Origin of the sequence: Roseobacter fucihabitans (assembly GCF_014337925.2) — a bacterium.
In the GTDB taxonomy this organism is placed as follows: domain Bacteria; phylum Pseudomonadota; class Alphaproteobacteria; order Rhodobacterales; family Rhodobacteraceae; genus Roseobacter; species Roseobacter fucihabitans.
Genome location: NZ_CP143423.1, coordinates 2,562,076 through 2,589,049, shown reverse-complemented (window position 1 = coordinate 2,589,049; position 26,974 = coordinate 2,562,076). Strand labels below are relative to the sequence as shown.

The 26,974-nt window shown below is 58.7% G+C and carries 27 protein-coding genes and 1 pseudogene; 19 read left to right on the top strand and 9 right to left on the bottom strand.

Going from position 1 to position 26,974, the window contains the following annotated elements; translation table 11 throughout:
• Nucleotides 1–91: 91 nt before the first annotated feature.
• The gene (locus ROLI_RS12700; RefSeq protein WP_187429968.1) at nt 92–910 is read left to right on the top strand and encodes a lytic transglycosylase domain-containing protein; all 819 of its coding nucleotides are present in this window, start codon (nt 92–94) and stop codon (nt 908–910) included.
• 27 nt (nt 911–937) lie between these two features.
• Here the strand turns inward: ROLI_RS12700 and ROLI_RS12695 are convergent, their stop codons facing one another.
• The 5 genes and pseudogenes from ROLI_RS12695 to tldD all read right to left on the bottom strand — a co-directional run bounded on the left by ROLI_RS12695 (nt 938) and on the right by tldD (nt 7,818).
• Nucleotides 938–1,963 (bottom strand): PAS domain-containing protein, encoded by a 1,026-nt coding sequence (locus ROLI_RS12695; protein ID WP_187429967.1) that lies wholly within the window; start codon nt 1,961–1,963, stop codon nt 938–940.
• A 16-nt stretch (nt 1,964–1,979) separates the two neighbouring features.
• Nucleotides 1,980–2,111 (bottom strand): annotated as a pseudogene (locus ROLI_RS12690) (succinyl-CoA--3-ketoacid-CoA transferase); the annotation flags it as partial.
• A 215-nt stretch (nt 2,112–2,326) separates the two neighbouring features.
• Nucleotides 2,327–4,891: a type I DNA topoisomerase gene (topA, locus tag ROLI_RS12685; protein WP_187429966.1), complete on the bottom strand. Its 2,565-nt coding sequence runs from the start codon at nt 4,889–4,891 to the stop codon at nt 2,327–2,329.
• 241 nt (nt 4,892–5,132) lie between these two features.
• Nucleotides 5,133–6,293, bottom strand: coding sequence for a DNA-processing protein DprA (dprA, locus tag ROLI_RS12680; RefSeq protein ID WP_187429965.1), 1,161 nt, complete (start codon nt 6,291–6,293; stop codon nt 5,133–5,135).
• Between the two features lie 103 nt (nt 6,294–6,396).
• Nucleotides 6,397–7,818: a metalloprotease TldD gene (tldD, locus tag ROLI_RS12675; RefSeq protein ID WP_187429964.1), complete on the bottom strand. Its 1,422-nt coding sequence runs from the start codon at nt 7,816–7,818 to the stop codon at nt 6,397–6,399.
• A 179-nt stretch (nt 7,819–7,997) separates the two neighbouring features.
• Here tldD and coxB point away from each other — a divergent pair, with 179 nt between their 5' ends.
• From coxB to ROLI_RS12620, 11 genes are all read left to right on the top strand, one after another.
• Nucleotides 7,998–8,879 (top strand): cytochrome c oxidase subunit II, encoded by an 882-nt coding sequence (gene coxB / locus ROLI_RS12670; RefSeq protein WP_187429963.1) that lies wholly within the window; start codon nt 7,998–8,000, stop codon nt 8,877–8,879.
• Between the two features lie 58 nt (nt 8,880–8,937).
• On the top strand, nt 8,938–9,876 hold the full coding sequence (cyoE, locus tag ROLI_RS12665) for a heme o synthase (RefSeq protein WP_187429962.1): 939 nt from the start codon (nt 8,938–8,940) through the stop codon (nt 9,874–9,876).
• 2 nt (nt 9,877–9,878) lie between these two features.
• Entirely contained in the window at nt 9,879–10,043 is a 165-nt protein-coding gene (locus ROLI_RS12660; protein WP_187430024.1) for a cytochrome C oxidase assembly protein, read from the top strand.
• Nucleotides 10,043–10,627, top strand: a complete 585-nt coding sequence (locus ROLI_RS12655) for a cytochrome c oxidase assembly protein (RefSeq protein ID WP_187429961.1) — start codon at nt 10,043–10,045, stop codon at nt 10,625–10,627. Before ROLI_RS12660 ends, ROLI_RS12655 begins: the two co-directional genes overlap by 1 nt.
• A gap of 22 nt (nt 10,628–10,649) precedes the next feature.
• Complete coding sequence (locus ROLI_RS12650) at nt 10,650–11,471, top strand: cytochrome c oxidase subunit 3 (RefSeq protein ID WP_187429960.1); 822 nt, start codon at nt 10,650–10,652, stop codon at nt 11,469–11,471.
• Between the two features lie 68 nt (nt 11,472–11,539).
• Nucleotides 11,540–12,220, top strand: coding sequence for an SURF1 family protein (locus ROLI_RS12645; protein WP_187429959.1), 681 nt, complete (start codon nt 11,540–11,542; stop codon nt 12,218–12,220).
• Nucleotides 12,221–12,225: 5 nt separating this feature from the next.
• A complete protein-coding gene (thrC, locus tag ROLI_RS12640) occupies nt 12,226–13,614 on the top strand; it encodes a threonine synthase (RefSeq protein WP_187429958.1) in 1,389 nt (462 codons plus the stop codon).
• Nucleotides 13,611–14,873, top strand: a complete 1,263-nt coding sequence (locus ROLI_RS12635; protein ID WP_187429957.1) for a pitrilysin family protein — start codon at nt 13,611–13,613, stop codon at nt 14,871–14,873. Before thrC ends, ROLI_RS12635 begins: the two co-directional genes overlap by 4 nt.
• Nucleotides 14,873–15,457 (top strand): GNAT family N-acetyltransferase, encoded by a 585-nt coding sequence (locus ROLI_RS12630; protein WP_187429956.1) that lies wholly within the window; start codon nt 14,873–14,875, stop codon nt 15,455–15,457. The genes ROLI_RS12635 and ROLI_RS12630 overlap by 1 nt, the downstream gene beginning before the upstream one ends.
• A gap of 133 nt (nt 15,458–15,590) precedes the next feature.
• A complete protein-coding gene (locus ROLI_RS12625) occupies nt 15,591–16,406 on the top strand; it encodes an MBL fold metallo-hydrolase (protein WP_187429955.1) in 816 nt (271 codons plus the stop codon).
• A 38-nt stretch (nt 16,407–16,444) separates the two neighbouring features.
• Nucleotides 16,445–17,860 (top strand): FAD-binding oxidoreductase, encoded by a 1,416-nt coding sequence (locus ROLI_RS12620; RefSeq protein ID WP_187429954.1) that lies wholly within the window; start codon nt 16,445–16,447, stop codon nt 17,858–17,860.
• 61 nt (nt 17,861–17,921) lie between these two features.
• On the opposite strand, the gene ROLI_RS12615 is transcribed toward ROLI_RS12620, so the two are convergent.
• Complete coding sequence (locus ROLI_RS12615) at nt 17,922–18,452, bottom strand: adenine phosphoribosyltransferase (protein WP_187429953.1); 531 nt, start codon at nt 18,450–18,452, stop codon at nt 17,922–17,924.
• 10 nt (nt 18,453–18,462) lie between these two features.
• Nucleotides 18,463–19,086 (bottom strand): LysE family translocator, encoded by a 624-nt coding sequence (locus tag ROLI_RS12610; protein ID WP_187429952.1) that lies wholly within the window; start codon nt 19,084–19,086, stop codon nt 18,463–18,465.
• Nucleotides 19,087–19,361: 275 nt separating this feature from the next.
• Here ROLI_RS12610 and ROLI_RS12605 point away from each other — a divergent pair, with 275 nt between their 5' ends.
• Nucleotides 19,362–20,054, top strand: coding sequence for a hypothetical protein (locus ROLI_RS12605; RefSeq protein ID WP_187429951.1), 693 nt, complete (start codon nt 19,362–19,364; stop codon nt 20,052–20,054).
• A 44-nt stretch (nt 20,055–20,098) separates the two neighbouring features.
• Here ROLI_RS12605 and ROLI_RS12600 read toward each other — a convergent pair whose 3' ends face one another.
• Nucleotides 20,099–20,974: an S-methyl-5'-thioadenosine phosphorylase gene (locus ROLI_RS12600; protein WP_187429950.1), complete on the bottom strand. Its 876-nt coding sequence runs from the start codon at nt 20,972–20,974 to the stop codon at nt 20,099–20,101.
• 284 nt (nt 20,975–21,258) lie between these two features.
• Here ROLI_RS12600 and ROLI_RS12595 point away from each other — a divergent pair, with 284 nt between their 5' ends.
• Complete coding sequence (locus ROLI_RS12595; RefSeq protein ID WP_187429949.1) at nt 21,259–22,887, top strand: SulP family inorganic anion transporter; 1,629 nt, start codon at nt 21,259–21,261, stop codon at nt 22,885–22,887.
• Between the two features lie 223 nt (nt 22,888–23,110).
• Here ROLI_RS12595 and ROLI_RS12590 read toward each other — a convergent pair whose 3' ends face one another.
• Nucleotides 23,111–23,716, bottom strand: a complete 606-nt coding sequence (locus tag ROLI_RS12590; protein WP_187429948.1) for a flavin reductase family protein — start codon at nt 23,714–23,716, stop codon at nt 23,111–23,113.
• Nucleotides 23,717–23,801: 85 nt separating this feature from the next.
• Between ROLI_RS12590 and ROLI_RS12585 the strand changes: the two genes are divergently transcribed.
• The 5 genes from ROLI_RS12585 to ROLI_RS12565 all read left to right on the top strand — a co-directional run bounded on the left by ROLI_RS12585 (nt 23,802) and on the right by ROLI_RS12565 (nt 26,866).
• Nucleotides 23,802–24,308 (top strand): N-acetyltransferase, encoded by a 507-nt coding sequence (locus tag ROLI_RS12585; protein WP_316247441.1) that lies wholly within the window; start codon nt 23,802–23,804, stop codon nt 24,306–24,308.
• Nucleotides 24,309–24,354: 46 nt separating this feature from the next.
• Nucleotides 24,355–25,116 carry an EcsC family protein gene (locus ROLI_RS12580; RefSeq protein ID WP_338469162.1) on the top strand — a complete coding sequence of 254 codons (762 nt, stop codon included), beginning with the start codon at nt 24,355–24,357 and terminating at the stop codon, nt 25,114–25,116.
• Nucleotides 25,117–25,262: 146 nt separating this feature from the next.
• Nucleotides 25,263–25,733: an NUDIX hydrolase gene (locus ROLI_RS12575; protein ID WP_187432314.1), complete on the top strand. Its 471-nt coding sequence runs from the start codon at nt 25,263–25,265 to the stop codon at nt 25,731–25,733.
• Nucleotides 25,734–25,797: 64 nt separating this feature from the next.
• A complete protein-coding gene (locus ROLI_RS12570) occupies nt 25,798–26,223 on the top strand; it encodes a DUF1178 family protein (RefSeq protein WP_187432315.1) in 426 nt (141 codons plus the stop codon).
• Between the two features lie 4 nt (nt 26,224–26,227).
• Nucleotides 26,228–26,866 (top strand): SDR family NAD(P)-dependent oxidoreductase, encoded by a 639-nt coding sequence (locus tag ROLI_RS12565; RefSeq protein ID WP_187432316.1) that lies wholly within the window; start codon nt 26,228–26,230, stop codon nt 26,864–26,866.
• The last annotated feature ends 108 nt before the right edge of the window (nt 26,867–26,974 follow it).

Sequence of the window (26,974 nt, the reverse complement as noted above, 5' to 3'; positions counted from 1 at the left end):
CGTTTTGGGAGCGGATTTTCTGGTGCGAGGGCGTGGTTTCTGCGATGAATCCTCACAAGAAACGCAAAAGACCCAATAAAGAGCAGTGATCATGCGTGCAGTTTTGACAACCGTTTTGACGGTTGCCTTGGCGTTTTCGGCCCGTGCCGAAGCGCCCCAGCCCTTTGCCACGTTTGAGGCAAAACGCATTGGCGTGCCGCTGGCGGGCCAAAAGCGCAATCTGGTCCAGATTGATCCCGATGCCCAGAAAGCCGCGCTGGCCGTGCCGGATCTGGCACCGGTGATTGTGCCAGGCGCGCAAGCGCCGGGGGTGCCACCGGGTGCAATCGGGCGATATGGATGGTTCTGGGAGCGCGTGTCGCCTTCAATTTTTGACACAGGCCCCGGTCGGCTCCAAGAGGTCATGGCGGTGATCGCGGGATCAGGCAGTATCGCGGCCCCGCGCCTTCAGAGCCTGCAAATCATCGTATCGCGCCACGGGACGCAGATCCTTAAATCCACCATTGGCACTGCCGTGTCCCCGGCCTTGGTTCTGGCCGTAATCGCGGTGGAATCCTCCGGCGCGCCCGATGCGGTCAGTACAGCAGGCGCGCAAGGGTTGATGCAACTGATGCCCGATACCGCCGCACGTTTCGGAGTGCAAGACAGCCTGAGTGTGGATCAGAATATTGCCGGGGGTGTGAAATATCTCGATTGGCTGATGGCGGAATTTGCCGGTGATCCGGTTTTGGTTCTGGCGGGATATAATGCGGGGGAGGGGAATTTGCGCAACCATGCCGGTGTTCCACCTTTTGCGGAAACGCGTGATTATGTCCCCAAAGTGCTGGCCGCGTTTCAGGTCGCGCGTGGTCTGTGTCTGACGCCGCCTGAATTGATCAGCGATGGGTGCGTCTTTGCAGGTATGAAATGATCTGGCTGGCGGTGCTGCGCCACCGGTTCAATACCTCAGGGAGGCGCCGGCCGGAACGTCAATCGTCACAATACTGCCCGCAGCCCCCCGTCTGAGGTGCAACGTCCCCTCCAACCCTTCGATCAGCCCGGATATGATTTGCCCGCCAACAGTTGCCGGATCAGGCCATGCCATTGCACCGGGAAGCCCCAGGCCATCATCCGATATCATGATGCGAAACCCGCCCCCGCTCAATTGGGACATGCGCACTTCGACCAGCCCGGTTTCGAGCCGCTCGAAAGCATGCTGGAAGGCGTTGGTCAGCACCTCTGAGGTGACCATACCAACCCGCGATGCGGTTTCAATCGGCACGTCAATGGGTTCAAGCTGCAATGTGAGGCGCACGCCGGAGCGCCCGTAGACATGCCCGATTGCGCAGCAGAGCCGTGACAGGTAGCTGCCCAAGTGAATACTGTCCCGATTGGAATGCCCATCCGAGAGCTTCATTTCTTCATAGAGCAGTTGAAAGGTTTCGATGCGTCGCGTCAAAGCCGCATATTCGGAAGGCACCGAGACCTCGCTTGATTTACGACGCACCATGCCGATGATCAAGGACATGTCGGTCTCGACACGGTCCTGAACCTGCGAAAGCTGGCTTTGAACGCGATCGCTGGCCATGTCCGATTTGCCGGAGGTCAGCTCTTTTTGAATGCCGACGAAGTATTTCAATGCGCCAGCACGATCCATGATGGGGGCGACCAACAACCTGTTCATGAAGGCCTCACCATTGGCGCGGTAGTTCAAGATATCCACAGAAACGCTTTCCTGGCGGCTTACGGCTTCGCGCAGCCGGTTTACCGCCGTAATATCGGTGTCTTCACCTTGCAGAAACCGGCAATTCCGCCCGATCACCGCACGGCGGGCATAGCCGGTTTGAACCGTAAATGCGTGGTTGGCATAGATCAGAGGGTTATCCTCCAGATGCGGGTTGCTGACCACCATCGGCACCTGTGTCCGGCTGAATCCGTCAAATGACGTATCTTCCAGGATCAGCTTTTGAAGTGTATCCGCCATGGGTGACAGCCCTCTTCTAGGCCGCGTACGCCGCCGCAGGGGCGCGCGCTCGGGTGGTACGTTGTTCGATGCGTTTTTCGTGGGTGCCCTGCACGATGCGGTGCACGTAGATGCCCGGCAGGTGGATCATATCGGGCTCCAGCACCCCCTCAAGGGCCAAAGACGCCGTGGAATAGATCTTGCTCATTGTGCTTCCTTCGCTTGGCTGGCGACCAAACGTCCTCCTAACAAAAGCCGCCAGACAACGTCAATTGCTGCACACTTCCGCATACAATCGAGGATACAATGTGGGCATATGTGCGGTCAATTGTTTCGCGCATCAAACCTTGAAATCTGCATTATCTTGCAAATTAGCGGCCTGCCTCAGGCTTTTTTGGCCGCCGCTTTTTTCTTTGCAGGGGCCTTCCGGCGTCCTTTGCCCTTCTTTCCGGCTTTTTCTTCGATCAACAGGACGGCGGCTTCCAATGTCACATCCTCCGGCTCGGTGCCCTTTGGAAGCGTCGCATTGACCTTTTCCCACTTTATGTAGGGGCCGTATTTGCCTTCCATAATGCTGATCGGGCCGCCTTGATCGGGATGCTCGCCGACGTCACGCAGTGTTTTCGCGGCGCCTCCGCGACCGCCGCGGCTTGCGACCTTTTCGGCCAGCAACTGCACTGCACGGTTCATACCCACCGTGAAAACTTCGTCGATGCTCTCCAGATTGGCGTTGGTTCCACCGCGCTCAGAGGTGCTGGCCGCATGTTTGAGATAGGGGCCATAGCGCCCGATATTGGACCAGACCATCACGCCATCCTCAGGGTGGGCTCCAATTTCGCGCGGTAAGGACAGCAGTTTGAGCGCCTTTGGTAAATCCACGTCTTCGGGTGGCCAGTCTTTGGGGATCGACTGGCGTGGCGGTTTCTTGTTGTCCTCGGTCACTTCGCCGCGCTGCACATAAGGCCCAAACCGGCCTTTGAAGGCATAGATCTTGTCGTCAGCGTCTTCGCCCAGAAGCTTGCCTTCGGGCGGGATGCCGCTGTCATCCTCCTCACCGGGGGGACCAAAGGCACGGGTGTAGCGGCATTCGGGGTAGTTTGAGCAGCCAATAAACGCCCCACCCGAGCGCGCCGTGCGCATCGAAAGCCGGCCCGCGCCGCAATTGGGACACAGCCGCGGGTCGGTGCCTTCTTCATTGGGCGGAAACAGATGCGGTTCCAGAACCTCGTTGATTTTCTCGAGCACCTCGGTGATGCGCAGATCGGCGGTTTCGGCGATGGCAGCAGAAAAATCGCGCCAGAACCGGCGCAGCACTTCTTTGTAATCCGCATCCCCCGCGCTGACATCATCCAGCTGCCCTTCGAGATCGGCGGTGAAATCATAGCCGACGTATTTGCTAAAATAATTCTCCAGAAAGGCCGTGACCAGACGCCCTTTGTCCTCCGGGATCAGGCGGTTTTTATCCTTGCGGACATATTCGCGATCCTGAATCGTGGTGACGATGGAGGCATAGGTGGAAGGGCGCCCAATGCCGAGTTCCTCCATCTTTTTTACCAATGTCGCTTCGGTGTAACGCGGCGGGGGCTGGGTGAAATGCTGCTCGGGGGTGACGGATTTCTTGTCCATCGCGTCACCCTCATCAACCTGGGGCAGGCGCTTGTCATCCTCATCCACGACATCGTCGCGCCCTTCCTCATAGACGCGCAGGAACCCGTCAAACAACACCACCTGGCCGGTGGCGCGCAGGGCAACCTGACCGTCTGCGCTGCCGACATCAACCGTGGTACGCTCCATGCGCGCGGCTTCCATCTGGCAGGCCAGCGTGCGTTTCCAGATCAGATCATAGAGCTTGCGCTGGTCCGCATCGGAGGTTTTCAAATCCTCCGCCTTGGTCAACATCTCCGTGGGTCGGATACATTCATGCGCTTCTTGGGCGTTTTTGGCCTTGTTTTTATAGATGCGCGGGCCGGAGGGCACGTATTCCTTGCCATAAAGCGTTGCGATTGCAGCGCGCGCTTCCTGCACGGCTTCGGGGGCCATGTCGATGCCATCGGTCCGCATGTAGGTGATGTAACCCGCTTCATAAAGCCGCTGTGCCGTGCTCATGGTCTGGCGCGCGCCCATGCCGAATTTGCGGCTGGCTTCCTGTTGCAGGGTCGATGTCATGAAGGGGGCCGATGGGTTGCGATTGGCCGGTTTCGCCTCGACGGTTTTGACCTTGAGGTCGCGCGATGTGATAGCCTGCACGGCCATTTCGGCCTGCGTCTGGTTTTCAATATCGAACTTATCGAGCTTCTTGCCGGCCAGAAGGGTCAGGCGCGCCTCAAATTCCTGCCCGCGCGGAGTCGCGAGCATCGCTTTGACGGTCCAATATTCGCGGTTGCGGAAGGCCTCGATTTCCATCTCGCGCTCGACGATCAACCGCAGCGTCACCGATTGCACACGCCCGGCGGATTTGGCACCGGGCAATTTACGCCAGAGCACGGGCGAGAGTTTGAAACCCACGAGGTAATCCAGCGCACGACGCGCAAGATAAGCCTCCACCAGCGGCATATCGACCTGTCGCGGGTTCGCCATCGCCTCGGTCACGGCTTTTTTGGTGATCTGGTTGAAGACCACCCGGCTGACGGGCGTGTCTTTCTTGATCGATTTGCGTTTGGTGAGCGCCTCTTGGAGGTGCCAGCTGATCGCCTCGCCTTCGCGATCCGGGTCCGTCGCAAGGATCAGCGCGTTGTCATCTTTGAGCGCATCTGCGATTGCCTTGACGTGTTTTTTGCTGTCGCTGGCGACTTCCCAGAGCATGTCAAAATCCTGCTCGGTATCGACGGAACCATCCTTGGGAGGCAGGTCGCGTACATGCCCGTAAGAGGCCAACACCACGTAATCCTTACCTAAATAGGCATTGATGGTCTTGGCTTTTGCGGGGGATTCGACGACGACAACTGGCATATACTGGAGTACCTCTAGGTAGAATTATTCTGCCTCTATGGCTTTGGCAGATGTGGTGTTCAAGTCGATTTGTCAATGCGCTTGACCTCGTTGCGCCTTGAAAACCGTTCGCTCATCGGTATGCAATGTGGCTTTGTCCCCTCTGCGCGCCGCTTGCGATGTCATTTTCAAAAGAGAGGATGCAGGGGCAGGTTTTCGGGCAATGTGAATGCGTCAAAAAATACTACGAGCGCGTTTCAGATCATGCACGCGATAACAGGCCGCCGGATCGACGTGTGATCTGACCGTCCATTTCCAGATCAAGCAAGATCGGTGCGGCATCCGCCGCAGTCACCGCCAGATCCCGGATCAACTGATCCTCGGCGATGGGCGAAGGGCTCAGGCGCGACAGGATTTGGCGATGCAACGCGGCAACGTCATACAGCGCGCGCTGCTTGGTGGTGTCACGTGGCGGCGGTGTCTCAGGGCGCGGGGGGCGCGGTATTTGTGCGGCCTCCCCATGCAGAGGGGTCAGCGCCTCAATGACATCAGCGGCCGAGCGTATCAGCGTCGCCCCCTCGCGGATCAACTGGTTGCACCCGGATGCGCGGGCATCAAAGGGGTTACCTGGCACGGCGAGAACATCGCGTCCCTGATCAAGGGCGTCGCGCGCGGTGATGAGGCTGCCTGACTTGGCAGCGGCCTCAACGACAATCGTTGCGCGGCTCAACCCTGATATGATGCGATTGCGTGTCGGAAAATGTCGCGCCATGGGTTTCAGGCCCATGGGTTGTTCGGAAAGGCGCAAACCGGATTGCGCAATATCCAACGCCAATTGGGTGTTTTCGGTCGGATATATGACATCAACGCCACCCGCCTGAACGGCAACCGTCCCGGTGGGCAGGGCGGCGAGATGGGCGGCTGCATCGACACCGCGTGCCAGACCGGAAACCACCACATAGCCCGCAGCCCCCAGATCGCGCGCCAGCGCCTTGCTCATACGCGTCCCCAAGGAGGAGGCGTTGCGCGCGCCGACAAGCGAGATCATCGGACGCATCAGGGCCCGCGCATCGCCGATGACCCACAGAAAGGGCGGGGCGTCTTCCAGTTCGGCAAGTATGTCGGGGTAGGCCGCAGTCCCCTGCATGATCAGTTTGGCACCCGCTGCACGCGCTGCGTTCAATTCGCTTTGCACGACGGCTTCGGGACAAATTTCGTATTTTTGAACGCCGGCGGCGCGCGCTACCTCAGGTAGCGCGGCCAGCGCGTTCTGCGCAGTGCCGTGTTCAGTCAGCAGTCGTTTATACGTCGTTATGCCAACCCGGCGAGATCGCAACAGACGGAGCCGGGAGAACTGTTCATCTTCCGAGGTGGGTGGGAGTGGGGGGTGAGTGGAAGAAGGATTGTGGTCCTTGTCAGTCATCCTGGGCTCCGTCCGTTGCAGAATCAGGTTTAAACTGACTTGGTTAACAACCCATGAATAAAACCTCTAAGATAAGATCGCTATTTATGGGGAATGGTTTTCATTAAGCCGCCGACCCGCCGACGGTCAGCCCCCCGATCATCAATGTTGGCTGCCCGACACCAACCGGCACCCATTGTCCCGCCTTGCCGCAATTGCCCATGCCGGGGTCCAGCGCCATGTCATTGCCAATGCCCCGGATCTTCTGCAAGGCGGTCGCGCCATCCCCGATCAAGGTAGCACCCTTGACCGGCGCGCCGATCTTGCCGTTCTCCACGCGGTAGGCTTCGGTGCAACTGAACACGAACTTGCCATTGGTAATATCGACCTGGCCACCGCCGAACCCCACGGCATAAATGCCATCCTTCAGATCCGCGACGATGTCCTGCGGATCGCTGTCCCCGCCCATCATATAGGTATTCGTCATCCGCGGCATCGGCGCATGGGCATAGCTTTCACGGCGTCCATTGCCCGTTGGCGCGACACCCATGAGGCGGGCGTTCTGGCGATCCTGCATATAGCCGACCAGAATTCCGTCTTCGATCAGCGTGTTTTTGGCCGAAGGCGTGCCTTCATCATCAATGCTGATGGAGCCGCGCCGGTCCGGGATGGTGCCGTCATCCAGAACCGTCACGCCCTTGCTGGCGATCCGCTGGCCCATCAGCCCGGCAAAGGCGGAGGAGCCCTTGCGGTTGAAATCCCCCTCCAGACCGTGCCCGATCGCCTCATGCAGCAGGATTCCCGGCCAGCCGGGGCCAAGCACCACATCCATCACACCCGCAGGGGCCGGAACCGCCTTCAGGTTCACCCAAGCCACCCGCAGGGCCTCGCGGGTTTTGGCCTGCCAATCCGCCGGATCAAGCAGCCCATCCAGCCCCACACGACCGCCGCCCCCCGCAGAGCCGGATTCGCGGCGTCCGTTTTCCTCGACAATCACCGACACATTCACCCGTGTCATCGGGCGGATATCGCGCAGCGATTGCCCGTCGGTGCGCAGGATTTCGATTTCCTGAAGGCTGGCGGCGATGCTTGCGGAAACCTGCACAACACGGGCGTCCAGCCCCCGCGCAAAGGCATCCATTTCGCGCAGCGTGTCGACCTTGACCGGGAAGGCCGCCCCGGCAATGGGGTCCTCGTCGGTATAAAGCTTTGCGTTGGTACGGTTAGGCGCATCCGCCAATGTTCCACCGCCCGCGCCCACGGCCAGCCGCGCGGTTTCGCAGGCCCGGCGCAGCGCGGCTTCCGAAATTTCCGTGGAATGGGCGTATCCCGCGACCTCGCCGCAGACCGCGCGCAGACCAAACCCCTGGGCCGCATCGTAATTGGCGGTCTTGAGGCGACCATCGTCAAACATCAGCGACTCGGATCGGCGCCGCTCAAAGAACAGCTCTCCATCATCCGCCCCCCGCGTAGCCTCTCGCAACACGGCAAGTGCCGCATCGCGATCCAGGGCATCATCAAAAGGGGTGAAAGGCGCATCGGTCATGGCAATATCCTAAAAAGATCGGGCAAAAATGCCCATCGCGTCTCAATGACGCAAGCTCAACTCTTTATCTCGTGTTCAGAATATGATTGTAAGGGAGCAGATTACAACGGATAGGGACAGTGCGCAGACTCTCCCATTTCCCGCGTGCGCAATTTTGATCCCAAGATCAGGACGATCACATGAAACGTTTATTCACTCTTTCTGGCCTCATGGCCGGGTTTGCGGCAACCGCCGCGCAGGCCCAAGACGGCCTTGAAATCATCGGGCGCCCGGTGGATGGCAAGATGGGATTCCAGCCCGCAGTGACCGAATTGGCGGAAGATCTGCAATGGCTTGATGGGATGATTTTGGTCATCATCACGGTGATCACGATTTTTGTGACGGGCCTGATTCTCTGGGTCGCCTATCGCTATAATGCCAAGCGCAACCCGACGGCGGCCAGCTTTACGCATCACACGCCGGTTGAGATCGCCTGGACCATCGTGCCGATTGTTATTTTGGTTTTCATCGGGGCGTTTTCCCTGCCGATCCTGTTCAAGCAACAAGAGATCCCCGAGGCGGATATCACGATCAAGGTCACCGGATACCAATGGTATTGGGATTATGAATACGTGGACGATGGGTTCGAATTCTCCAGCTACATGATCGGTGCCCCGGCCACAGGCGGAACGAACATGAAAACGCCCGAGGTGATCGCGCAGCTTGAAGAGGCGGGCTATTCCGAGGCGGAATTTCTGCTGGCAACAGATACATCCGTTGTGGTGCCTGTGAACAAGACCATCGTCATGCAGGTCACGGGGGGCGATGTCATCCACGCCTGGACGATCCCGGCCTTTGGCGTAAAGCAGGACGCGGTGCCGGGCCGTTTGGCGGAGCTGTGGTTCAAAGCCGAACAGGAAGGCATTTACTTCGGGCAATGTTCTGAACTTTGCGGGCTGAACCACACCTATATGCCGATCACGGTAAAGGTCGTGTCTGAGGAGGCCTATGCGGCTTGGTTGGCAGACGCCAAGGAAGAATATGCCGGTATTCCCCAAACACGCGTAATCGCTTCCAGATGAACGCCGTAGGGTGGGCTTTAGGCCACCTTACGCGCGACACCCAGATCAAGGCGCTTGAATGACTGATGTAAGCTACACCAGCCCCGCCGGGGAGTATGACACGCAATTGGGCGATTACTTCGCCTTGATGAAACCGCGCGTGATGTCCTTGGTGGTTTTTACCGCCTTGGTTGGCCTGCTGGCCGCGCCGGTTTCGGTGCATCCTGTTATCGGCTTTGCCTCGATCCTCTTTGTTGCCATCGGCGCGGGCGCGTCGGGCGCGTTGAATATGTGGTGGGACGCGGATATCGACGCTGTGATGACGCGCACGGCCAAGCGCCCCATCCCCGACGGCCGTGTCCCCGCGGGGGAGGCCCTGTCTCTCGGGCTGGCGCTCTCGGGCCTCTCCGTCATGATGCTCGGCCTTGCCGCGAATCTTCTGGCGGCGGGCCTTCTGGCCTTCACCATCTTCTTCTACGCGGTGATTTATTCCATGTGGCTCAAACGCCTGACGCCGCAAAACATCGTCATTGGCGGTGCCGCAGGGGCGTTTCCGCCCGTCATCGGCTGGGTCATCGCCACGGGCAGTTTCTCGATTGAAGCCTGGTTGATGTTCGCGCTGATCTTCATGTGGACGCCGCCGCATTTCTGGGCCCTCGCGCTGTTCATGAAGACCGATTATAACGATGCCGAAGTGCCGATGCTCACTGTCACACACGGACGTCGCACAACCCGTATTCACATCATTATCTACACTATGCTGCTCGCAATTCTGGCTGTGGGGACTGGTTTTACCGCGATCGGCGGGCCTCTCTACCTGGCGGTTGCCGTCGTTTTGAACCTCCTGTTCCTCAAGGGCGCATTTGATATCTGGCGACGGGATGAGACCGTCGCGCAGGCGGATGGTTACAAGATCGAGAAGAAGTTCTTTCGCCTGTCGCTGTGGTATCTGTTTGCCCATTTCGGGGTGATCTGGATTGAGGCGATGCTGCGCCCCTTCGGATGGGGAGGCTGGTGAATATGACTTTTCGCCCTGAACATGAGCTGCACACAAGGCGTAAGTCCCGCAACATTGGGGTGGGCGTGATGCTGGCCGCTTTCGTCGTCCTCGTGATGGCGCTCACCTTTACCAAGGTGACCAGTGGTGATTTCCAACTCCCCAACGCAGAGGAGCTGACCCAGTAATGGCGATGACGGGCCCCGCGAAAACCGTTGCACAGACCGTGAGCCTCGTGTTTGTCATGGGCGCGCTGGCCTGGGCATCGGTGCCATTTTACGACTGGTTCTGCCGGGTGACCGGCTTTGGCGGCGTCACAGGCGTGTCCGAAGTCGCCCCCGATGATGTGCTGGATCAGACTATCAAGATCCGTTTTGATGGATCGCTGAACAGCAACATGGCCTGGACCTTCAAACCGGTTGAGCGCGAAATGGAAGTGCGTATCGGCGAGACGGGCCTGGCGTTCTATGAGGCCTACAACCCGACAAACCGCCCGATCGCGGGCTCGGCCAGCTACAATGTCACCCCCTATCAGGCGGGTGGCTTTTTCAACAAAATCCAGTGTTTCTGCTTTGAAGAGCAGGTGTTGCAACCCGGCGAACGGGTGCAGATGCCGGTGACATTCTATGTGGACCCGGAAATTGTCGATGATCGTGATGGAAAATATATACATACCATCACGCTCTCTTATACATTCTACGAAATTGACCTGCCCGAAGGCTATGCTGCCGTGCAGGACATGGAACAAACCTCAGGCACAAGCCTGAACTGACCAAAATAAGGTAAGCGACGTCATGGCCCACGAAAAGAACCACGATTATCACATTCTGAACCCCTCAATCTGGCCGCTGCTGGGCGCGCTGGCTGGGTTTTTCATGCTCTTTGGCGCGGTCCTTTGGATGCAGGGCATCACGCCCTTCATGTTCTGGGCCGGTTTCGTCGCTGTGCTCTATGTCATGTTCGGCTGGTGGTCAGAAGTGGTCGCCGAAAGCCGCATCGGGGATCATACGCCGGTGGTGCGGATCGGGCTGCGCTATGGCTTCATCCTGTTTATCATGTCCGAGGTCATGTTCTTTGCCGCCTGGTTCTGGAGCTTCTTCAAACACGCCATCTACCCGATGAGCGGATATGCCGGCACCGAATATGTTCAGCCGGAAATCTACCACGTCGATGCCTTCCACCTGCCGCTGATCAATACGTTGATCCTGCTGCTCTCGGGGTGTGCCGTGACCTGGGCGCATCATGCTTTGGTGCATGAAAATAACCGCAAAGACCTCATCATGGGTCTGTCTCTGGGGATCATCCTGGGTGTGCTCTTTACGGCTTTGCAAGCTTACGAATATTCCTATCTGCTTTATCAGGGCTGGGAGTTTGGTGGCGATAAATTCTTCTCGAACTTCTTCATGGCGACGGGCTTTCACGGCGCGCATGTGATCATCGGGACGATCTTTCTTGGGGTCTGCCTGATCCGGGCGATCAAGGGCGATTTCACGCCTGAAAAACACGTTGGGTTTGAGGCGGCCGCCTGGTATTGGCATTTCGTTGATGTTGTTTGGCTCTTCCTGTTCTTTGCCGTCTACATTTACGGCGTGGGACAGATGCCCGGCAGTCACTAGGCTGACGCCATCGATATAGGGTAAAAGCGCGCGGTTCTCGCGCGCTTTTCTTTGGGGGATCGCATGTCATGCGGCGCTTTGTATTCCTGTTGATCGTCGGTCTCGGCGGGGCCGCGATCCTGATCAGCCTCGGCATATGGCAAGTTCAACGCCTGAGCTGGAAAGAAAGCGTCATCGCGGACATTAACACCCGCATTGCTGCGGAGGCGGTGGCATTGCCAACGGATCTGGACGCGCAGCGCGACGCTTATTTGCCCGTTGAGGTAACAGGCGTTCTGGGCGCAGATTACCTGCGGGTGCTAGTGTCGCAAAAACAGATCGGGGCGGGCTACCGGATCATCCGGCCCATGCAGCGCGAAACGGGCAACATCATGATCGACATCGGGTTTGTCTCGGTCGCGGACGCCGATGGGTTGCGGTTTGAAGAGGGGCCACCGCAGCGCATCGTGGGCAATCTGCAATGGCCCCAGGAAACCGACGGTTTTACCCCGGAACCTGATCTCAATGAAAACATCTGGTTTGCCCGTGACGTCGATGCCATGGCGCGGGCGCTCAATACCGAACCCGTGCTTGTCGTGCGCCGCGAGGCTGCGCAATTGGGCGGACCTGTGAGCCCAATGCCGGTAGACACGCGCCTTATTCCCAACGATCACTTGCAATATGCGATTACTTGGTTTTCGCTCTCGGCCATCTGGCTGGCAATGACCGCAATTTTCCTGCGCCGACGATCCGGCACCAATAAAAGCTGAAACATATGCGTTATATTTCGACCCGTGGCACTGCGCCTGTTCTGAATTTCGAGGAGGCGATGCTGACCGGCCTTGCCCGTGACGGCGGGCTTTATGTGCCCGAAACGATCCCGCAATTGACGCTGGCCGAAATCGCCGCGCTTGAGGGGCTTTCCTACGAGGCGATTGCGTATCGCGTGATGCGCCCCTTTGTCGGTGATGTGTTCAGCGATGATGAGTTTGGTGATATCATCGAGCGCGCCTATGCGGGTTTTGGTCACGCTGCGCGCGCGCCTTTGGTTCAATTGGATCAGGGGCATTTCCTGCTGGAACTGTTCCACGGCCCGACGCTGGCGTTCAAGGATTTCGCGATGCAGCTCATTGGCCAGATGTTCCAGACCGCATTGGGGCGCAAGGGCGACCGCGTCACCATTGTTGGGGCGACCTCGGGGGATACGGGATCGGCGGCAATCGAGGCGTTTCGCGGCCTTGAAAATGTCGATGTCTTCATCCTCTATCCGCATGGTCGCATTTCGGAGGTCCAGCGCCGCCAAATGACCACGCCCACCGAAAGCAACGTACATGCGCTGGCCATGGACGGGGATTTTGACGACTGTCAGGCGCGTCTCAAGGATATGTTCAACGATTTCGAATTTCGTGATGGGGTGCGGCTGGCCGGGGTCAACTCGATCAACTGGGGCCGGGTGCTGGCGCAGGTCGTCTATTACTTCTCCTCTGCCGTGGCTTTGGGCGCGCCGCACCGACCCGTAAGTTTCACCGTGCCGACCGGTAATTTCGGCGATATTTTCGCAGGCTATATCGCCAAGCGCATGGGGCTTCCCATTGACAAGCTGGTGGTGGCCACCAACCAAAATGACATCCTGCACCGCTGTCTGAGCGGGCAGGGGTATCACAAGGGGCAAACCGTGCCCTCCATCAGCCCCTCGATGGATATTCAGGTTAGCTCCAATTTTGAGCGTGCGTTATTTGATGCCTATGACCGGGACGGCAATGCGATCAAACAGCTGATGGATGAGCTAAAGGCGGGCGGGTTTGACGTCAGTCAGGGCGCGATGCAGGTGCTGCAATCGAACTACATCTCCGGGCGTGCCTCTGAAGAGGAGACGATGGCGACCATTACCGCCACGCTGAAATCCAGCGGTGAATTGCTCTGCCCGCATTCCGCCATTGGTGTGAAGGTCGCGGATGAGATGCGCGTCACCGGCACCCCGATGATCACGCTGGCCACGGCCCATCCGGCCAAATTTCCGGACGCCGTAGAAAAAGCCTCCGGGCAACACCCCCCCTTGCCCCCGCGCATGGACGACCTGTATGAACGCGGCGAACGGGTGAGCCGGGTGCCAAATGATCTGGCCGCGCTCACCGCGCATATCAAAAGGCATCTTACTGCGTGACACTTAATCAACACCGCCTGCCGAACGGCTTTCGCATCGTAACCGAAGAAATGCCAGGGCTCGCCTCGGCCTCCATCGGGGTCTGGGTCACCGCCGGGGCGCGCCATGAGACGCCCGCCCAAAATGGCATTGCGCATTTCCTCGAACATATGGCCTTCAAGGGCACCAAACGCCGCACCGCCCTCCAGATCGCCGAAAGCATCGAGGATGTGGGGGGCTATATCAACGCCTATACCAGCCGCGAGGTGACGGCCTATTACGCGCGGGTGTTGCAGAACGACGTGCCGCTGGCGCTGGATGTGATCGCGGATATCCTGCTCAATCCGACGCTGGAAAAATCCGAGATTGAGGTCGAGCGCGGTGTTATATTGCAAGAGATCGGGCAGGCGCTGGACACGCCGGATGATGTAATTTTCGACTGGCTTCAGGAGGAGGCCTATCCGGATCATCCGATGGGGCGCACGATTTTGGGCCCGACCGAGCGGGTCAGTAATTTCTGTCGAAAAGACCTACAGCGTTTCATCAAGCAGCATTACGGACCCGAACAGATGATCCTGTCTGCTGCGGGAGCGGTGGATCACGAGGCGATTGTGAAACTGGCCGAAACGCTGTTTGGGGACATGACGCCAACGCCTGTGTTTGAGGTGAATGCCGCGCAATTTCTGGGCGGCGAGCGACGCCAGAGCAAGGATCTGGAGCAGGCGCATTTCGCGCTGGCCTTTGAAAGCCCCGGCTACCGGGATGACAAGATATACACGGCGCAGATTTACGCCTCTGCATTGGGGGGTGGGATGTCGAGCCGCCTGTTCCAGGAAATCCGCGAAAACCGGGGTCTGTGTTACTCTATATTTGCGCAGGCCGGGGCCTATGCCGACACCGGCATGACCACGATCTATGCGGGGACCTCGGCGGAGCAATTGCCGCAGCTAGCCGAAATCACCATCGACGAGATGAAACGCGCTGCTGATGACATGTCCCCCGCCGAAGTGGCCCGCGCGCGCGCGCAGATGAAGGCGGGATTGTTGATGGGTCTGGAAAGCCCCTCGAACCGCGCCGAGCGGCTTGCGCGTCTTATACAGATCTGGGACCGGGTGCCACCGCTGGAGGAAACCGTGGCGCTGATTGATGCGGTCACAACCGGGGATGTACGCGAGTTTGCACAAGATATGGCCGCGGCGTCACCTGCCGCGCTCGCGCTCTACGGGCCGATTGAGGCGGCCCCGAGCCTTGCGGCGTTACAGGAGCGTCGAGCGGCCTGATGCTGCGGGGGTTTCGCAAACTGCGGATCGAAACCGAGCGCATGACCCTGCGCCCGCCCATCCATTCCGATTTTCGCCCCTGGACGTCGCTGCGCGTGCAAAGCAAGGGCTATCTGACCTCCTGGGAGCCGACCTGGGCGAAGGATCATCTGAGCCGCAAGGCCTTCACCAATCGGGTCTATTGGGCACAACGCTCGGTCTCCGGGGGGACGGCGATGCCGCTGTTTCTGATCCGCCGACAGGATCAATCGCTCATGGGGGCGATCACGCTGGACAATATTCGACGTGGCCCTGCGCAATCGGGGACGTTGGGGTATTGGACGGGCCAGCCCTTCGCGCGCCAGGGATATATGCGTGAAGCGATCACCGCCCTTGTGCATCATGCATTCACGCAACTGGACCTGAGCCGGATCGAAGCGGCGTGCCTGCCAGAGAACGCCGCATCGCGCGGGCTGTTGGAAACCTCAGGGTTCAAATACGAGGGGGTGGCGCAAAGCTATCTCCAGATCGACGGGCGCTGGCGCACGCATGTGCTTTATGCCGCTATTCGCGGGGATCGGCGCGGTAAGACAGACGCGGGTTAGATATCTGGGCCGTGAACCGGGTCCTAAACGTCTGAAAATGTGGCACCGGCGTTAAATTTCCGCCAAGATGGAGCATAATTGCTATTTGGAATTCCCCCAGGCGCGCTAGTTTTATGCGCAGGGAGGGGACCACATGCTGATACGGGTTTTTCTATTTTTCATTCTGGCCGCATCCGGTGCGACGGCACAGGAACGCACGCCCAGCCATTGCCTCGCATTGGCTCAAACCGCGCCGGGGCTGGAATATATCGTGCCCGCGAGCTTGGGGCCGGTCGCATCCGAAACCGTGCGCATCCATTATATCTCCCATGCCAGTTTCCTGATCCGCAGCCACGGCGGGTTGAACATGGTCACGGATTTTACCGGCTTCACCGGATCCGCCCCGATGATCCCGGATGTGGTCACGATGAACCACGCGCATGGCACGCATTGGACGGCCAATCCTGATCCGGCGATCCCGCATGTGCTGCCCGGATGGGGCCCCTTTGGCGAAGGCATCACGCATCACCTTGATCTGGGCGAAGTGCTGGTGCGCAATGTATCGACCGACATCAGATCGCAATTCTCCGGCGTGGAGGAAAAGGGCAACTCGATATTTGTTTTCGAAATGGCGGGTCTGTGCATTGGTCATCTGGGCCATTTGCATCACGAACCGGACGTTGCGCAATACGCGGCCCTTGGACGGCTGGATGTGGTCATGGCACCGGTGGATGGGGGATATACGCTGGATCTGGCGACGATGACGCAGGTCCTCAAACGCCTTCGTTCTTCTGTAGTGATTCCGATGCATTGGTTCTCGCAATTTGCGCTGGATGAATTTCTGGCGGGCATGTCGGATGAGTTTGCCGTGGTTGAGGTCGGCGGGGCGTCGCTGGATATATCGCTGGATCGTTTGCCGGGGCGCCCGACCATCATGGTGCTGCGCCCGGCGTGGCTCACTGAACCTTAGGGGCTTGCATCCTCGCGCCCTGCATCGGATCAATACGCATGAATTTGAATTCCGCTGATGCCGCTTTCACCGCCCTGCTTGCGCAAAACCTGCCCGCAGGGTCGTTGAGCGAGACAGAGCCGCGCCACCTTGAAGAGCCGCGCGGACGCTGGCAGGGGCGCGCAGGCCCGATGGTGCGTCCAAGAACCACCGAGGAGGTCGCACGCATCGTGACGCTCGCGGCGGATGCGCGTGTTGGTATCATCCCTTATGGCGGTGGGACCGGTCTGGTGGGCGGGCAGATTTCGCCGGAGGGGCCTTTGCCGCTGATCCTGTCACTGGAGCGGATAAATGCATTGCGCGACATCTATGCGCAGGAAAACGTGTTGATCTGCGAAGCGGGTTGCGTGCTGGCCGATATCCAGAGCGCCGCAGAGGAGGTGGATCGCTTGTTTCCTCTGTCGCTGGCCTCTGAGGGCTCCGCGCGCATCGGGGGCAATCTTGCGACAAACGCTGGCGGCACGGCGGTGCTGCGCTATGGCAATGCGCGCGATCTGTGTCTGGGCGTGGAGGCGGTCTTGCCCGATGGGCAGATCTGGCATGGGCTGAAACGTCTGCGCAAGGATAATACCGGCTATGATCTGCGCAATCTGCTGATCGGCTCGGAAGGCACGCTTGGCATCATCACGGCGGCGGCGCTGAAGCTGAGCCCGCGCCCGGCGCAATCGGGCACGGCGTTTTTTGTGGTGCCTTCGCCTGCGGCGGCGCTGTCGCTTCTGGCGCTGGCGCGGGGCCAGCTCGGTGAGATGGTCAGCGGGTTTGAGTTGATCAACGGACAGGGTCTGCGGTTTTTGAGCGAGGTGCTGCCCAACGTCCGCCAACCCTTTGAGACGCCGCCCGAATGGTGCGTGCTGATCGAGGTGGGGTTGGTGAGTGGGATGGACCCGGCATCTGCGCTCGAACGGGTGTTTGAAGAGGCCAGCGCACAGGGTCTGGCGCTGGATGGTCTGATCGCGCAGAACGCACAGCAATCAAAGGATTTCTGGTCCGTGCGCGAGCATATCCCCGAGGCGAATAAGCGCATCGGGGCGATCATTTCCAGTGATGTGTCGCTGCCCTTGGGATGTATTGCGGGTTTCATCACGCGGGCGAGGCAATTGATTGCAGAGGTCGGCGCGTTTCGGATCAATTGTTTTGGGCATTTGGGGGATGGGAATTTGCATTTCAATATCTTCCCGGTTCCCGGTGAAACGGCCGCGCAGCATAACGACAAACGCGCAGCACTTCAGCGTGTGGTGCATGATCTGGTGCATGATCTTGACGGCTCGGTGAGCGCGGAGCACGGCATCGGACGCCTGAAGGTGGATGATTTGCAACGCTATGGCGATCCGGCGAAACTCTCGGCGATGCGCGCGGTTAAGGCGGCGCTCGACCCGGTGGGCATCATGAACCCAGGCGCGCTTTTCAAGACATGAGGCGCTGACGCGCCGCGCGATGTTTTTCAAATCCCTCCGGGATTTGGTATTGGCGCGTGTTTCAGAGGCCCTCGAATGTGCAGAGCGCATGGACCTCCATGCCCAGAGCCTCCAGCTTGGTGCGCCCTCCGAGGTCGGGCAGGTCGATGATGAAGGCGGTGGAGATGATTTCACCGCCCAAACGTTCGATCAGTTTGATCCCGGCTTCTGCCGTGCCGCCCGTGGCCAGCAGATCATCCACGACAAGGATTTTTTCGCCCGGCTGGATCGCATCATCGTGGATTTCGACGATCGCCTCGCCATACTCCAGCGTATAGTCCTGTGAGATGGTGGTACCGGGCAGTTTGCCCTTCTTGCGGATGGGCACGAAACCGACCGAGAGTTGATGCGCGATGGCCCCCCCGAGGATGAAGCCGCGGGCTTCCAGACCGACGACCTTGTCGATTTCCAGCCCGGCATAGGGGTGCAACATCTGATCGATTGCCATGCGAAACCCGCGTGGATCGGCAAAGAGCGTGGTGACATCGCGAAACATGATACCCTCATGGGGAAAATCAACGATGGTGCGGATGTAGTCCTGAACGGTTTTCATGTCGGCTCTCTCAGTTGGCGCGGCGCAGGGTGGCGGTCAAGACGCCCATGGCGATCAATGTGGCACCCCCTGCGCGGGTGATCCAGCACAGAATTGCGGGGCGTGCGATCATTCGGCGCAAGCGATCTGCCATGAGCGCATAGGCCATGGCGTTGAGCGCGGCGAGGGTAACGAAAGTCGCAATCAGGATGGCAAATTGCGGCAGCAGCGGCGCATCCGGGCGCAGGAATTGCGGCACAAAAGCGATAAAAAACGCGATGGATTTGGGGTTGAGCGCGGTTACGGCGGCGGTGTGGCGAAAAACGCCGCGGGCGTTGATCTGTTGTTTGGGGGCGTCAAGCCCGGTGCCGGGGGCCGAGCGGATCAGCTTGATTCCGAGCCAGATCAGATAGAGCGCACCGGCCCATTTCAACACGGTGAACAGCGCAGCAGAGGCCAAAACGAGCGCGCCCAGACCGGCGAGGGACGCGGTCATGGCCACAAGATCGCCAAAGGCGACACCCGCAGCGGAGGCCGCAGCAACGCAACGCCCCTTGGAGAGCGCATAGCTGAGCACCAACAGAACCGTCGGTCCGGGGATCAACAGCAGCGCAGTGGAGGCGGCCACGAAGGTGAGCCAGAGGTCAAGCGGCATGGGGTTCGTCCTTTTTGGGCTCGCCTGCATTCGTTTCAGATTGCACATAAAACATCAAGGCGTTCCCAATGTGATGTGTTTCACAGACGTTTTCCCGCATATGTGGAATCATCTCTTCACTGCTCAAATTTAATTCAACTTGGAGAGATTATCATGCGCGCCATCGTTGCTCTGGCACTCGCTGCCTTTTTTGTTTCATCCGTCGCGGCTTATGCGGCCTGTCCACAAGGTTACTACAATTGCGGTAGCAACCTTTGCTGTCCACAGTGACCGCCATGGAGGAGGTCAAAAAACCCGTCAAATCCAAAAAGATCGATCTGAAATTCTGGACCATCGCTGGCATGATTGCCGCCGTGCTGGGCTTTAATATCGCCGAAACGCTGGTGTTGGATGCGGATGAAGATGATATCGGCTATGCGCGGATGATCATTCCTGACACCCGTGTCAGCAATCCGCTTCCCGGCGATGTTTATGTGTTCAACCATGACATCAACGATTTCGTCGAAAGCAAGATCTGTTCCTTGCAGACCTATGCGACGGTCGCGCCGGTGGAGGCGAAATTGTCAGCCTCCAACATCTGGGGCGCTGGCGTGAATAAGACCATGGATTCGGTCGGTGGCTGGGTTGGCGAGAAAATCATTGGTCTGGCCAAGGTTGATTCGCCCCAGAAAGACTGGAGCTATTCCAAAACGCACCGCCCGGCCGTTAATGCACCGATGAACCCGGCTTGCCTGCAAACGGTGGTGGCCATGGCCGCCAATATCTCGCTGACGCCCTTTGTGGTGGATTCGATCTATGAGGTGCATGGCGGCGAAAACGTGTCCAAATGGGTGCGCTTTGCCAATCCGCTGATGATTGATCCGTCATCTTGCACGCAATGTCCGCAACCCAAGACCGTGCGCGATATTATCGGCGCGGACGCGTTTACGCGGATGAAAGTGGATTGGAATATCGTTGAGATCAATTGAACCGGTATGAATGTAATGAGTAGCAGGCGTGGGGTTTCAAAACCCTACGCCAATATGCGTCCCGCGACGGCGTCTAATTTTGCCACAAGCGCCGGATCACGGGCCTCTGGTGCGGTCAGGATCGCGTGGTCGAGCGCCCGGTCACAGCCATGCGGGCAGGGCGTGCGGTCCGCGCCGAGGAGCGCGGGAAGACGGCGCACCAGATCGCGGCCCTTTTCGGCATTGCCCATCAGAGTTGCGATGATCTGGGTCACATCAACCTCGCCATGATCGGGATGCCAGCTGTCATAATCAGTGATCATGGCGACGGAAGCATAGCAAAGCTCTGCCTCGCGCGCGAGTTTTGCTTCGGGCATATTGGTCATCCCGATCACATCCGCGCCCCAGCTTTCACGGTACATTTTGGATTCCGCCAGCGTTGAGAACTGCGGGCCTTCCATGGCGAGATACGTGCCGCCCTTATGCACGGTGATCCCACTTGCGCGGGCCGCTGTTTCGCAGGCATCAGACAAGCGGGGGCATGTCGGGTGCGCCACTGAAACATGCGCCACGCAACCCGTCCCGAAAAAGGATTTTTCGCGCGCGATGGTGCGGTCAATGAATTGATCCACAATCACAAAATCACCCGGTGCCATGTCTTCGCGAAACGATCCGCAGGCGGAAACCGATATCAAATCCGTGCACCCGATCCGTTTCAGCGCGTCGATATTGGCGCGGTAGGGGACGGTGGTGGGGCTGTGGATGTGACCCCTGCCATGGCGTGGCAGGAAGGCCATTTCAGTGCCGTCCAGCGATCCCGTCAAAATCGCATCGGAGGGCGCGCCCCAGGGTGTGTCGACCGTGTTCCAGGCGGCGTTTTCCAAACCGTCGATATCATAGATTCCGGAGCCGCCAATCACGGCGATTTTAGGTGAGGTCATGAGGGGCTCCATTGGTTTTATCTGTGCGTGATCGTGGCCAGATTATGCCGGAAGATCAAGTGGTTTGGCGTTATTTGCAGGGGTTACGGGTCCGTTTAAGTTGCATGGGTTTATGCAGCGCAGTGGCGCGTTCTGCCAAACCGAGGTGGATTTCATCAAATCTTCACCAAGATAGGGGATCCTGGGCTTGGGGTTTTCATTTTGCGCAAAACCGTCTAGGCAGCGCGCAACCGGGCCTGGCTGTGGCTGGCTCCCCTTCCGGAACAGAATTTAGGATAACTGGCATGGTGCGAACAGCGTTCCGCAGCTTCACGAAGAACCTTGAAATGACTGAATTGCGCTGGATGCCCGAGGATGGGTTTTCCATCGGGCGACTGCGGATTGAGCTTTTGTCGGGGCTGACCGTTGCGCTGGCACTGGTTCCTGAGGCCGTGGCCTTTGCATTTGTCGCCGGGGTGAACCCGCTGGTGGGGCTTTATGCCGCCTTTATCGTGGGGTTGATTACCGCGCTGATCGGGGGGCGTCCGGGCATGATTTCCGGTGCGACCGGTGCCTTGGCCGTGGTCATGGTGGCGCTGGTGGCGCAGCACGGCGTTGAATATCTTTTTGCGACTGTCGTTTTGATGGGAATCTTGCAGATGATCGCGGGGGTCATGCAATGGGGGAAATTCATCCGATTGGTACCGCATCCGGTGATGTTGGGCTTTGTGAACGGGCTGGCGATCGTCATTTTTCTTGCACAGATGAGCCAGTTCAAAGTGCCGGGCACGATTGTGAATACAGGTCACGGGATGTCGGGCGGCGAATGGTTGTCCGGGATGCCGCTTTATCTGATGTTGGCGCTGGTGGGCGCGACGATGGCGATCATCTGGGTCATGCCGCGGATCACGCGTGCCATCCCCGCACCGCTGGCCGGGATCGGAATCGTGGCCGCCGTGGTGATCGGTTTTGGTCTGGATGTGCCGCGGGTTGGTGATCTTGCCTCCATTCAGGGGGGCTTGCCAAGTTTGCATATTCCAATGGTGGCGCTCAATTGGGAGACCATTGAGATCATCCTGCCCTATGCGGTGATACTGGCGGCGATTGGCTTGATTGAAAGCCTGCTCACGCTCAATCTGGTGGGTGATATGACCAATAAGCGCGGCGGCGCATCACAGGAGTGCATCGCCCAGGGCATCGCTAATACCGTCACGGGTTTCTTTGGCGGGATGGGCGGTTGTGCGATGATCGGCCAATCCATGATCAACGTGAAATCCGGCGGGCGCACGCGTGTTGCCGGGATCGCGGCGGCGGTGTTTTTATTGCTGTTCATTCTTGTTGGATCCTCGATTATCGAGCTGATCCCGCTGGCCGCTTTGGTGGGGGTTATGTTCATGGTGGTGATCGGGACATTCGCCTGGAACAGCCTGACGATCCTGCGCAAGGTGCCGCTGACGGACGCGTTCGTGATCCTGCTCGTGACAGTCGTGACGGTTTACGAGGACCTTGCGGTCGCCGTCGTGGTTGGTGTGATCGTCAGCGCATTGGCCTATGCCTGGAACAACGCGCGGCGGATTTATTCTAAGACCTATACGACACCGGAAGGCGCGCGTGTTTATCAGATTCAGGGGCCATTGTTCTTTGGATCATCCGAGGGGTTTTCAGAGCTTTTTGATGTGAATGGCGACCCAGTTGAGGTGATCGTGGATTTCGCCGACAGCCGCGTTGTGGATCAATCCGCCTTGCAGGCGATTGAGGCTGTGGCCGGTAAATATGAAAGCGTTGGCAAGCGGTTGCAGCTGCGCCATTTGAGCCGGGATTGTCATCGCCTCTTGACCAAGGCGGGCCATCTGATGGTGGATAGTGACGATGATCCTGAGTATGAATTGGCCGTCAACTACCAAGTGCGCACAGGTATTTTAGGCGGGCACTGACAGTGAGCGGCGCTGTTGGCCCTTAGCCAAGGCGCCCCGCCCACCGTCCCGAATGACCGTCCCGCGCGGTGCACTGAATGTTGCGGTGTTGGCCGTGGGGCGTGTGGGAATATTTACGCGGATGTTTGGTCCATAGTGCCATCATATGCGGTTGCTCAGGCATTCTTGATGTAGGCGATATACCCGTCTGAAAATCTTGTGCCGCTGCGATCGTGGGCGGCTTTCAATCGTCCGGGCGCGCGAGTTCGAAAACCTCCGTCACGCGCGTGTAATCGCGGTAACCCAATCTGCTCAGCGGTTGGAAACTCGTGACATCAAAGCGGCCCTCTACCAAGGTGTCATCGCGGATATGCACACCGATGACCTCACCGAAGACCACGAAGTTGTTCTCCCCTTCAATGGCGACAACCTGCGTCATCCGACATTCCAGCGCGGCGGGCGCATTGGCGACACGCGCGCAATCGATCTGGTTGCAGGCTTGAGCTGTCAGGCCTGCGGCGGCGAATTCATCGACCTCCTTGGGAAGCATTTCCGAAGAGGCATTCATCGCATCGCGCATTGCGTATTCGACGATGTTCACGCAGAACACGCCGGTTTCACGTATATTGGCCACCGAGTCCTTGGTATCGCCTTGATCGCTTTTGTGGCTGGTGGAGGCGAACATCACTTGTGGCGGCGTATAGGAGACACCGTTGAAAAAGGAATAGGGTGCCAGATTGTTCTGCCCCTGGGCGTTGCGGGTTGAAATCCAACCGATGGGGCGCGGCGTCACAATGGCATTGAACGGATTATGAGGCAGACCGTGGCCATCCTGAGGGCGGTAGAACATTGCAATCTCCTGATCATTTGCAGGCCATGTAACGCATGTGCTAGGGGCGGGCTACCTGAAACAGAAACTGGGCTGTGCCGGCACCGTGTATGATTTGAAACTGGAAACGGCGCGGGATGTGCATGAGGTCGAGGCGCTTTTTGATCTGTGCTTTGCACCGGGTCGCGAGGCCTTGTCCTCTTATCGGTTGCGCGATGATGTGGCATCGGTGTCTCAGCTTAACACTGTTGCGCGGGACGGCGCGGGGATTCTGGCCGGGGCGGTCCGGTTTTGGCCCGTGCGCGTGGCGGGCGCACCTGCTCTTTTGTTGGGTCCGATTGCGGTTCATCCGACACGTCAGGGGGAGGGGCTTGCGGGTGATTTGATCCGGGAGGTGCTATCGCGGGCTGCTGGGTTAGGTTGGGCGCGGGTGATGCTTGTCGGAGATGCGCCCTATTACCAGCGGTTTGGGTTCGAGAGGTTAGGGGGCGTTGTGATGCCCGCACCGACAAACCCGGAGCGGGTTTTGGGTCGCGAATTGGTTCCCGGGGCCTGGTTGGACATTCGGGGGGATGTGACGCGCTGGAAGGGTGCGGTGCGTCCGGGCGATTGAAAAACCTTGCCGGACTTCCCACTTCAGTTACGAATGGAGACGCGCAATGCAGGAAATGACACAGATCGGCCCGATAGACCTGGACGCGGAACTCGATCTTCTGGCGCGCCGTTATCGACGTGCGAGCGGCGGGGCGGTCGAGCTTTTGAATATGGTGGGCGGTCGCGCGGAGGGGTTGCTGGACAAGTTGCCTGCTGCGGCACGCTCCGGGCTTCAGGGAGCGACAAAGCGCGCGCTGGAACAGGCCATGAAGGCGGCCGGGTCGAGCAGGTCCTATGTGCCGGACCAGAAAAGCTGGGTCAACACGGCCGTTGGCGCGGCGATGGGTGCTGTCGGGGGGGCGGGGGGGCTGCCCACGGCGCTGGCCGAATTGCCGGTGACGACCACCTTGTTGTTGCGCATCATTCAGGGTGTTGCGGTTGAACATGGGTTTGACCCTGCATCCCAGAGCGTGCAATTTGATTGCATCGAGGTTTTTGCTTCCGCCGGCCCCCTGGCGCAGGATGATGGTGCCGATCTGGGGTTTCTGTCTGCGCGCGTCACACTGACCGGTGCGGCGTTTCAGGGGATCATAGCGCGCGTCGCTCCGCGGCTTGCGACTGTTCTGGGGCAGAAGCTGGCTGCGCAGACGGTGCCGGTTCTGGGGGCGGTGGCGGGGGCCGCAACGAATTACGCCTACACCAACTACTATCAGGAAATCGCACATGTTCATTTTGGTTTGCGTAAACTGGCCATTGATGCCGATGTACCGCTTGAAACACTCGTGTCACGGTTGCGCGATAAAATGCAATCGCGCGACATGATGTAAAGCCTGTTCCACTGCTGCAATAAATCAACATTCTGTGGCGTATGGGGTGTATGGGGCCATAAATTGTTGGCACATCTTTTCGATTAGGTCATATCTCGCACCACAAACCCGTTCAAAACCTAAAATCCACTGGCGCAATTGACGAAATGATCAAACAACTGCCTTTATCACTTGCAGGTGCGCACAAAAGGGATGTGCGCACGCAATTCGCGGCGCTTTGCTATCGGATCAAGAAAAAGAAGCTGCAGGTCTTGTTGATCACATCGCGCGGCACGCGACGCTGGATCATGCCGAAAGGCTGGCCGATGGATGGGCAAACGCCTGCGGGCTCGGCGATGCAGGAGGCTTGGGAGGAAGCGGGGGTGCGCGGCAGATCGGATGGGCGCTGCCTGGGGATTTATTCCTACAGCAAGGACGCGGATGATCTTGGCGCATTGCCCTGTCTGGCCATGGTTTATGCGGTGGAAGTCACGGATTTGGCGGAGGATTATCCCGAGGTGGGGCAGCGAAAGCGCGCATGGATGAGCCGTAAAAAAGCCGCGCAAGTGGTGGATGAGCCCGAATTGGCCCGCATCCTGCGGGATTTTGACCCCCGCGAAGACGCCGCATCTGCTTGACGCGGGGCGGGATGGGCCCCATTTCGTAAAGAAATGATAATGAATTTGGAGTAACCTGCGCGACATGATTCAATTTGCGCTCAAATGTGACAACGACCATTCCTTTGACAGCTGGTTTCAGTCTGCGTCGGCTTTTGACACGCTGAAAGCAGCCGGACATCTGTCCTGTGCGATTTGCGGAAGCGGCGACGTCAGTAAGGCGATCATGGCACCGCGCATCTCTTCGGGTGCGGGCGATACGGCAACCAAACCTCTCCAAACCCAGGAGGGCGAGCCCGAGAAGGCGCTTTCCCAATTGCGCCAGCACGTCGAAGAAAACGCCGATTATGTCGGACCGCGCTTTGCCCAGGAGGCGCGATCGATGTATCTTGGTACGGCACCGGAACGCGCCATTTACGGTGAGGCGAATGTGCAGGAAGCCAAGGCCTTGATTGATGACGGCGTGCCGGTGGCCCCCTTGCCCTTTCTACCCAGCCGAAAGGCGAATTGAGGATATGACCATTGTCATTACGGGGGCCAGCCGGGGGATCGGAGCGGGGCTGCTTGAAGCCTACAGGGCCCGTGGCGGCGATGTCATCGGCACCACCCGTGACGGGGCGCATCCGCTGGACGTGCGGGATCGCGCCAGCCATGCGACATTCGCAAAGAGTTTATCGGGGCAGCCGGTTGAGTTGCTGGTGTGCAACGCGGGCGTTTATCTGGACAAGGGGCAGAAGCTTGAGGGGGGATATCCCGTAGAGCAATGGGCGGATAGCTTTGCGACCAATGTCACGGGTGTTTTTTTGAGCGTGCAGTCGCTGTTGCCAAATCTGAGGGCTGCGACATCCGCTAAAATTGTGATCATTTCTTCGCAGATGGCCTCCAGCGAACGCGCCCCCGGTGGCAGTTACATTTATCGCGCATCCAAGGCGGCTGTGCTCAATCTGGGGCGCAACCTGGCTGCGGACCTGCGCGCAGAGGGCATCGCCGTTGGTATCTATCATCCGGGCTGGGTACAAACCGACATGGGCGGCCAAGCGGCCGAAATTGATGTTGCTCAAGCGGTTTCGGGATTGGTGAACCGATTTGATGCGCTTGATCTGTCTACCACCGGTGTTTTTGAAACCTGGGACGGGCGCGCCCACGCTTTTTGATCCAAAGGAGGCGGCTTGCGCCGCCACGCCATTGTGATCAGGTGCAAGATGCACCTGAATTGGTGCGTGACTTGGTGTCGCTTGTCATCCGCGATGTTTGCTGTGTCT

Bases quoted from the DNA above. Each gene is read 5' to 3' on its own strand.
- ROLI_RS12700 (WP_187429968.1), top strand. From the start codon at position 92: ATGCGTGCAGTTTTGACAACCGTTTTGACGGTTGCCTTGGCGTTTTCG.
- ROLI_RS12695 (WP_187429967.1), bottom strand. From the start codon at position 1,963: ATGGCGGATACACTTCAAAAGCTGATCCTGGAAGATACGTCATTTGAC.
- topA (WP_187429966.1), bottom strand. From the start codon at position 4,891: ATGCCAGTTGTCGTCGTCGAATCCCCCGCAAAAGCCAAGACCATCAAT.
- dprA (WP_187429965.1), bottom strand. From the start codon at position 6,293: ATGACTGACAAGGACCACAATCCTTCTTCCACTCACCCCCCACTCCCA.
- tldD (WP_187429964.1), bottom strand. From the start codon at position 7,818: ATGACCGATGCGCCTTTCACCCCTTTTGATGATGCCCTGGATCGCGAT.
- coxB (WP_187429963.1), top strand. From the start codon at position 7,998: ATGAAACGTTTATTCACTCTTTCTGGCCTCATGGCCGGGTTTGCGGCA.
- cyoE (WP_187429962.1), top strand. From the start codon at position 8,938: ATGACTGATGTAAGCTACACCAGCCCCGCCGGGGAGTATGACACGCAA.
- ROLI_RS12660 (WP_187430024.1), top strand. From the start codon at position 9,879: ATGACTTTTCGCCCTGAACATGAGCTGCACACAAGGCGTAAGTCCCGC.
- ROLI_RS12655 (WP_187429961.1), top strand. From the start codon at position 10,043: ATGGCGATGACGGGCCCCGCGAAAACCGTTGCACAGACCGTGAGCCTC.
- ROLI_RS12650 (WP_187429960.1), top strand. From the start codon at position 10,650: ATGGCCCACGAAAAGAACCACGATTATCACATTCTGAACCCCTCAATC.
- ROLI_RS12645 (WP_187429959.1), top strand. From the start codon at position 11,540: ATGCGGCGCTTTGTATTCCTGTTGATCGTCGGTCTCGGCGGGGCCGCG.
- thrC (WP_187429958.1), top strand. From the start codon at position 12,226: ATGCGTTATATTTCGACCCGTGGCACTGCGCCTGTTCTGAATTTCGAG.
- ROLI_RS12630 (WP_187429956.1), top strand. From the start codon at position 14,873: ATGCTGCGGGGGTTTCGCAAACTGCGGATCGAAACCGAGCGCATGACC.
- ROLI_RS12625 (WP_187429955.1), top strand. From the start codon at position 15,591: ATGCTGATACGGGTTTTTCTATTTTTCATTCTGGCCGCATCCGGTGCG.
- ROLI_RS12620 (WP_187429954.1), top strand. From the start codon at position 16,445: ATGAATTTGAATTCCGCTGATGCCGCTTTCACCGCCCTGCTTGCGCAA.
- ROLI_RS12615 (WP_187429953.1), bottom strand. From the start codon at position 18,452: ATGAAAACCGTTCAGGACTACATCCGCACCATCGTTGATTTTCCCCAT.
- ROLI_RS12610 (WP_187429952.1), bottom strand. From the start codon at position 19,086: ATGCCGCTTGACCTCTGGCTCACCTTCGTGGCCGCCTCCACTGCGCTG.
- ROLI_RS12605 (WP_187429951.1), top strand. From the start codon at position 19,362: ATGGAGGAGGTCAAAAAACCCGTCAAATCCAAAAAGATCGATCTGAAA.
- ROLI_RS12600 (WP_187429950.1), bottom strand. From the start codon at position 20,974: ATGACCTCACCTAAAATCGCCGTGATTGGCGGCTCCGGAATCTATGAT.
- ROLI_RS12595 (WP_187429949.1), top strand. From the start codon at position 21,259: ATGGTGCGAACAGCGTTCCGCAGCTTCACGAAGAACCTTGAAATGACT.
- ROLI_RS12590 (WP_187429948.1), bottom strand. From the start codon at position 23,716: ATGTTCTACCGCCCTCAGGATGGCCACGGTCTGCCTCATAATCCGTTC.
- ROLI_RS12580 (WP_338469162.1), top strand. From the start codon at position 24,355: ATGCAGGAAATGACACAGATCGGCCCGATAGACCTGGACGCGGAACTC.
- ROLI_RS12575 (WP_187432314.1), top strand. From the start codon at position 25,263: ATGATCAAACAACTGCCTTTATCACTTGCAGGTGCGCACAAAAGGGAT.
- ROLI_RS12570 (WP_187432315.1), top strand. From the start codon at position 25,798: ATGATTCAATTTGCGCTCAAATGTGACAACGACCATTCCTTTGACAGC.
- ROLI_RS12565 (WP_187432316.1), top strand. From the start codon at position 26,228: ATGACCATTGTCATTACGGGGGCCAGCCGGGGGATCGGAGCGGGGCTG.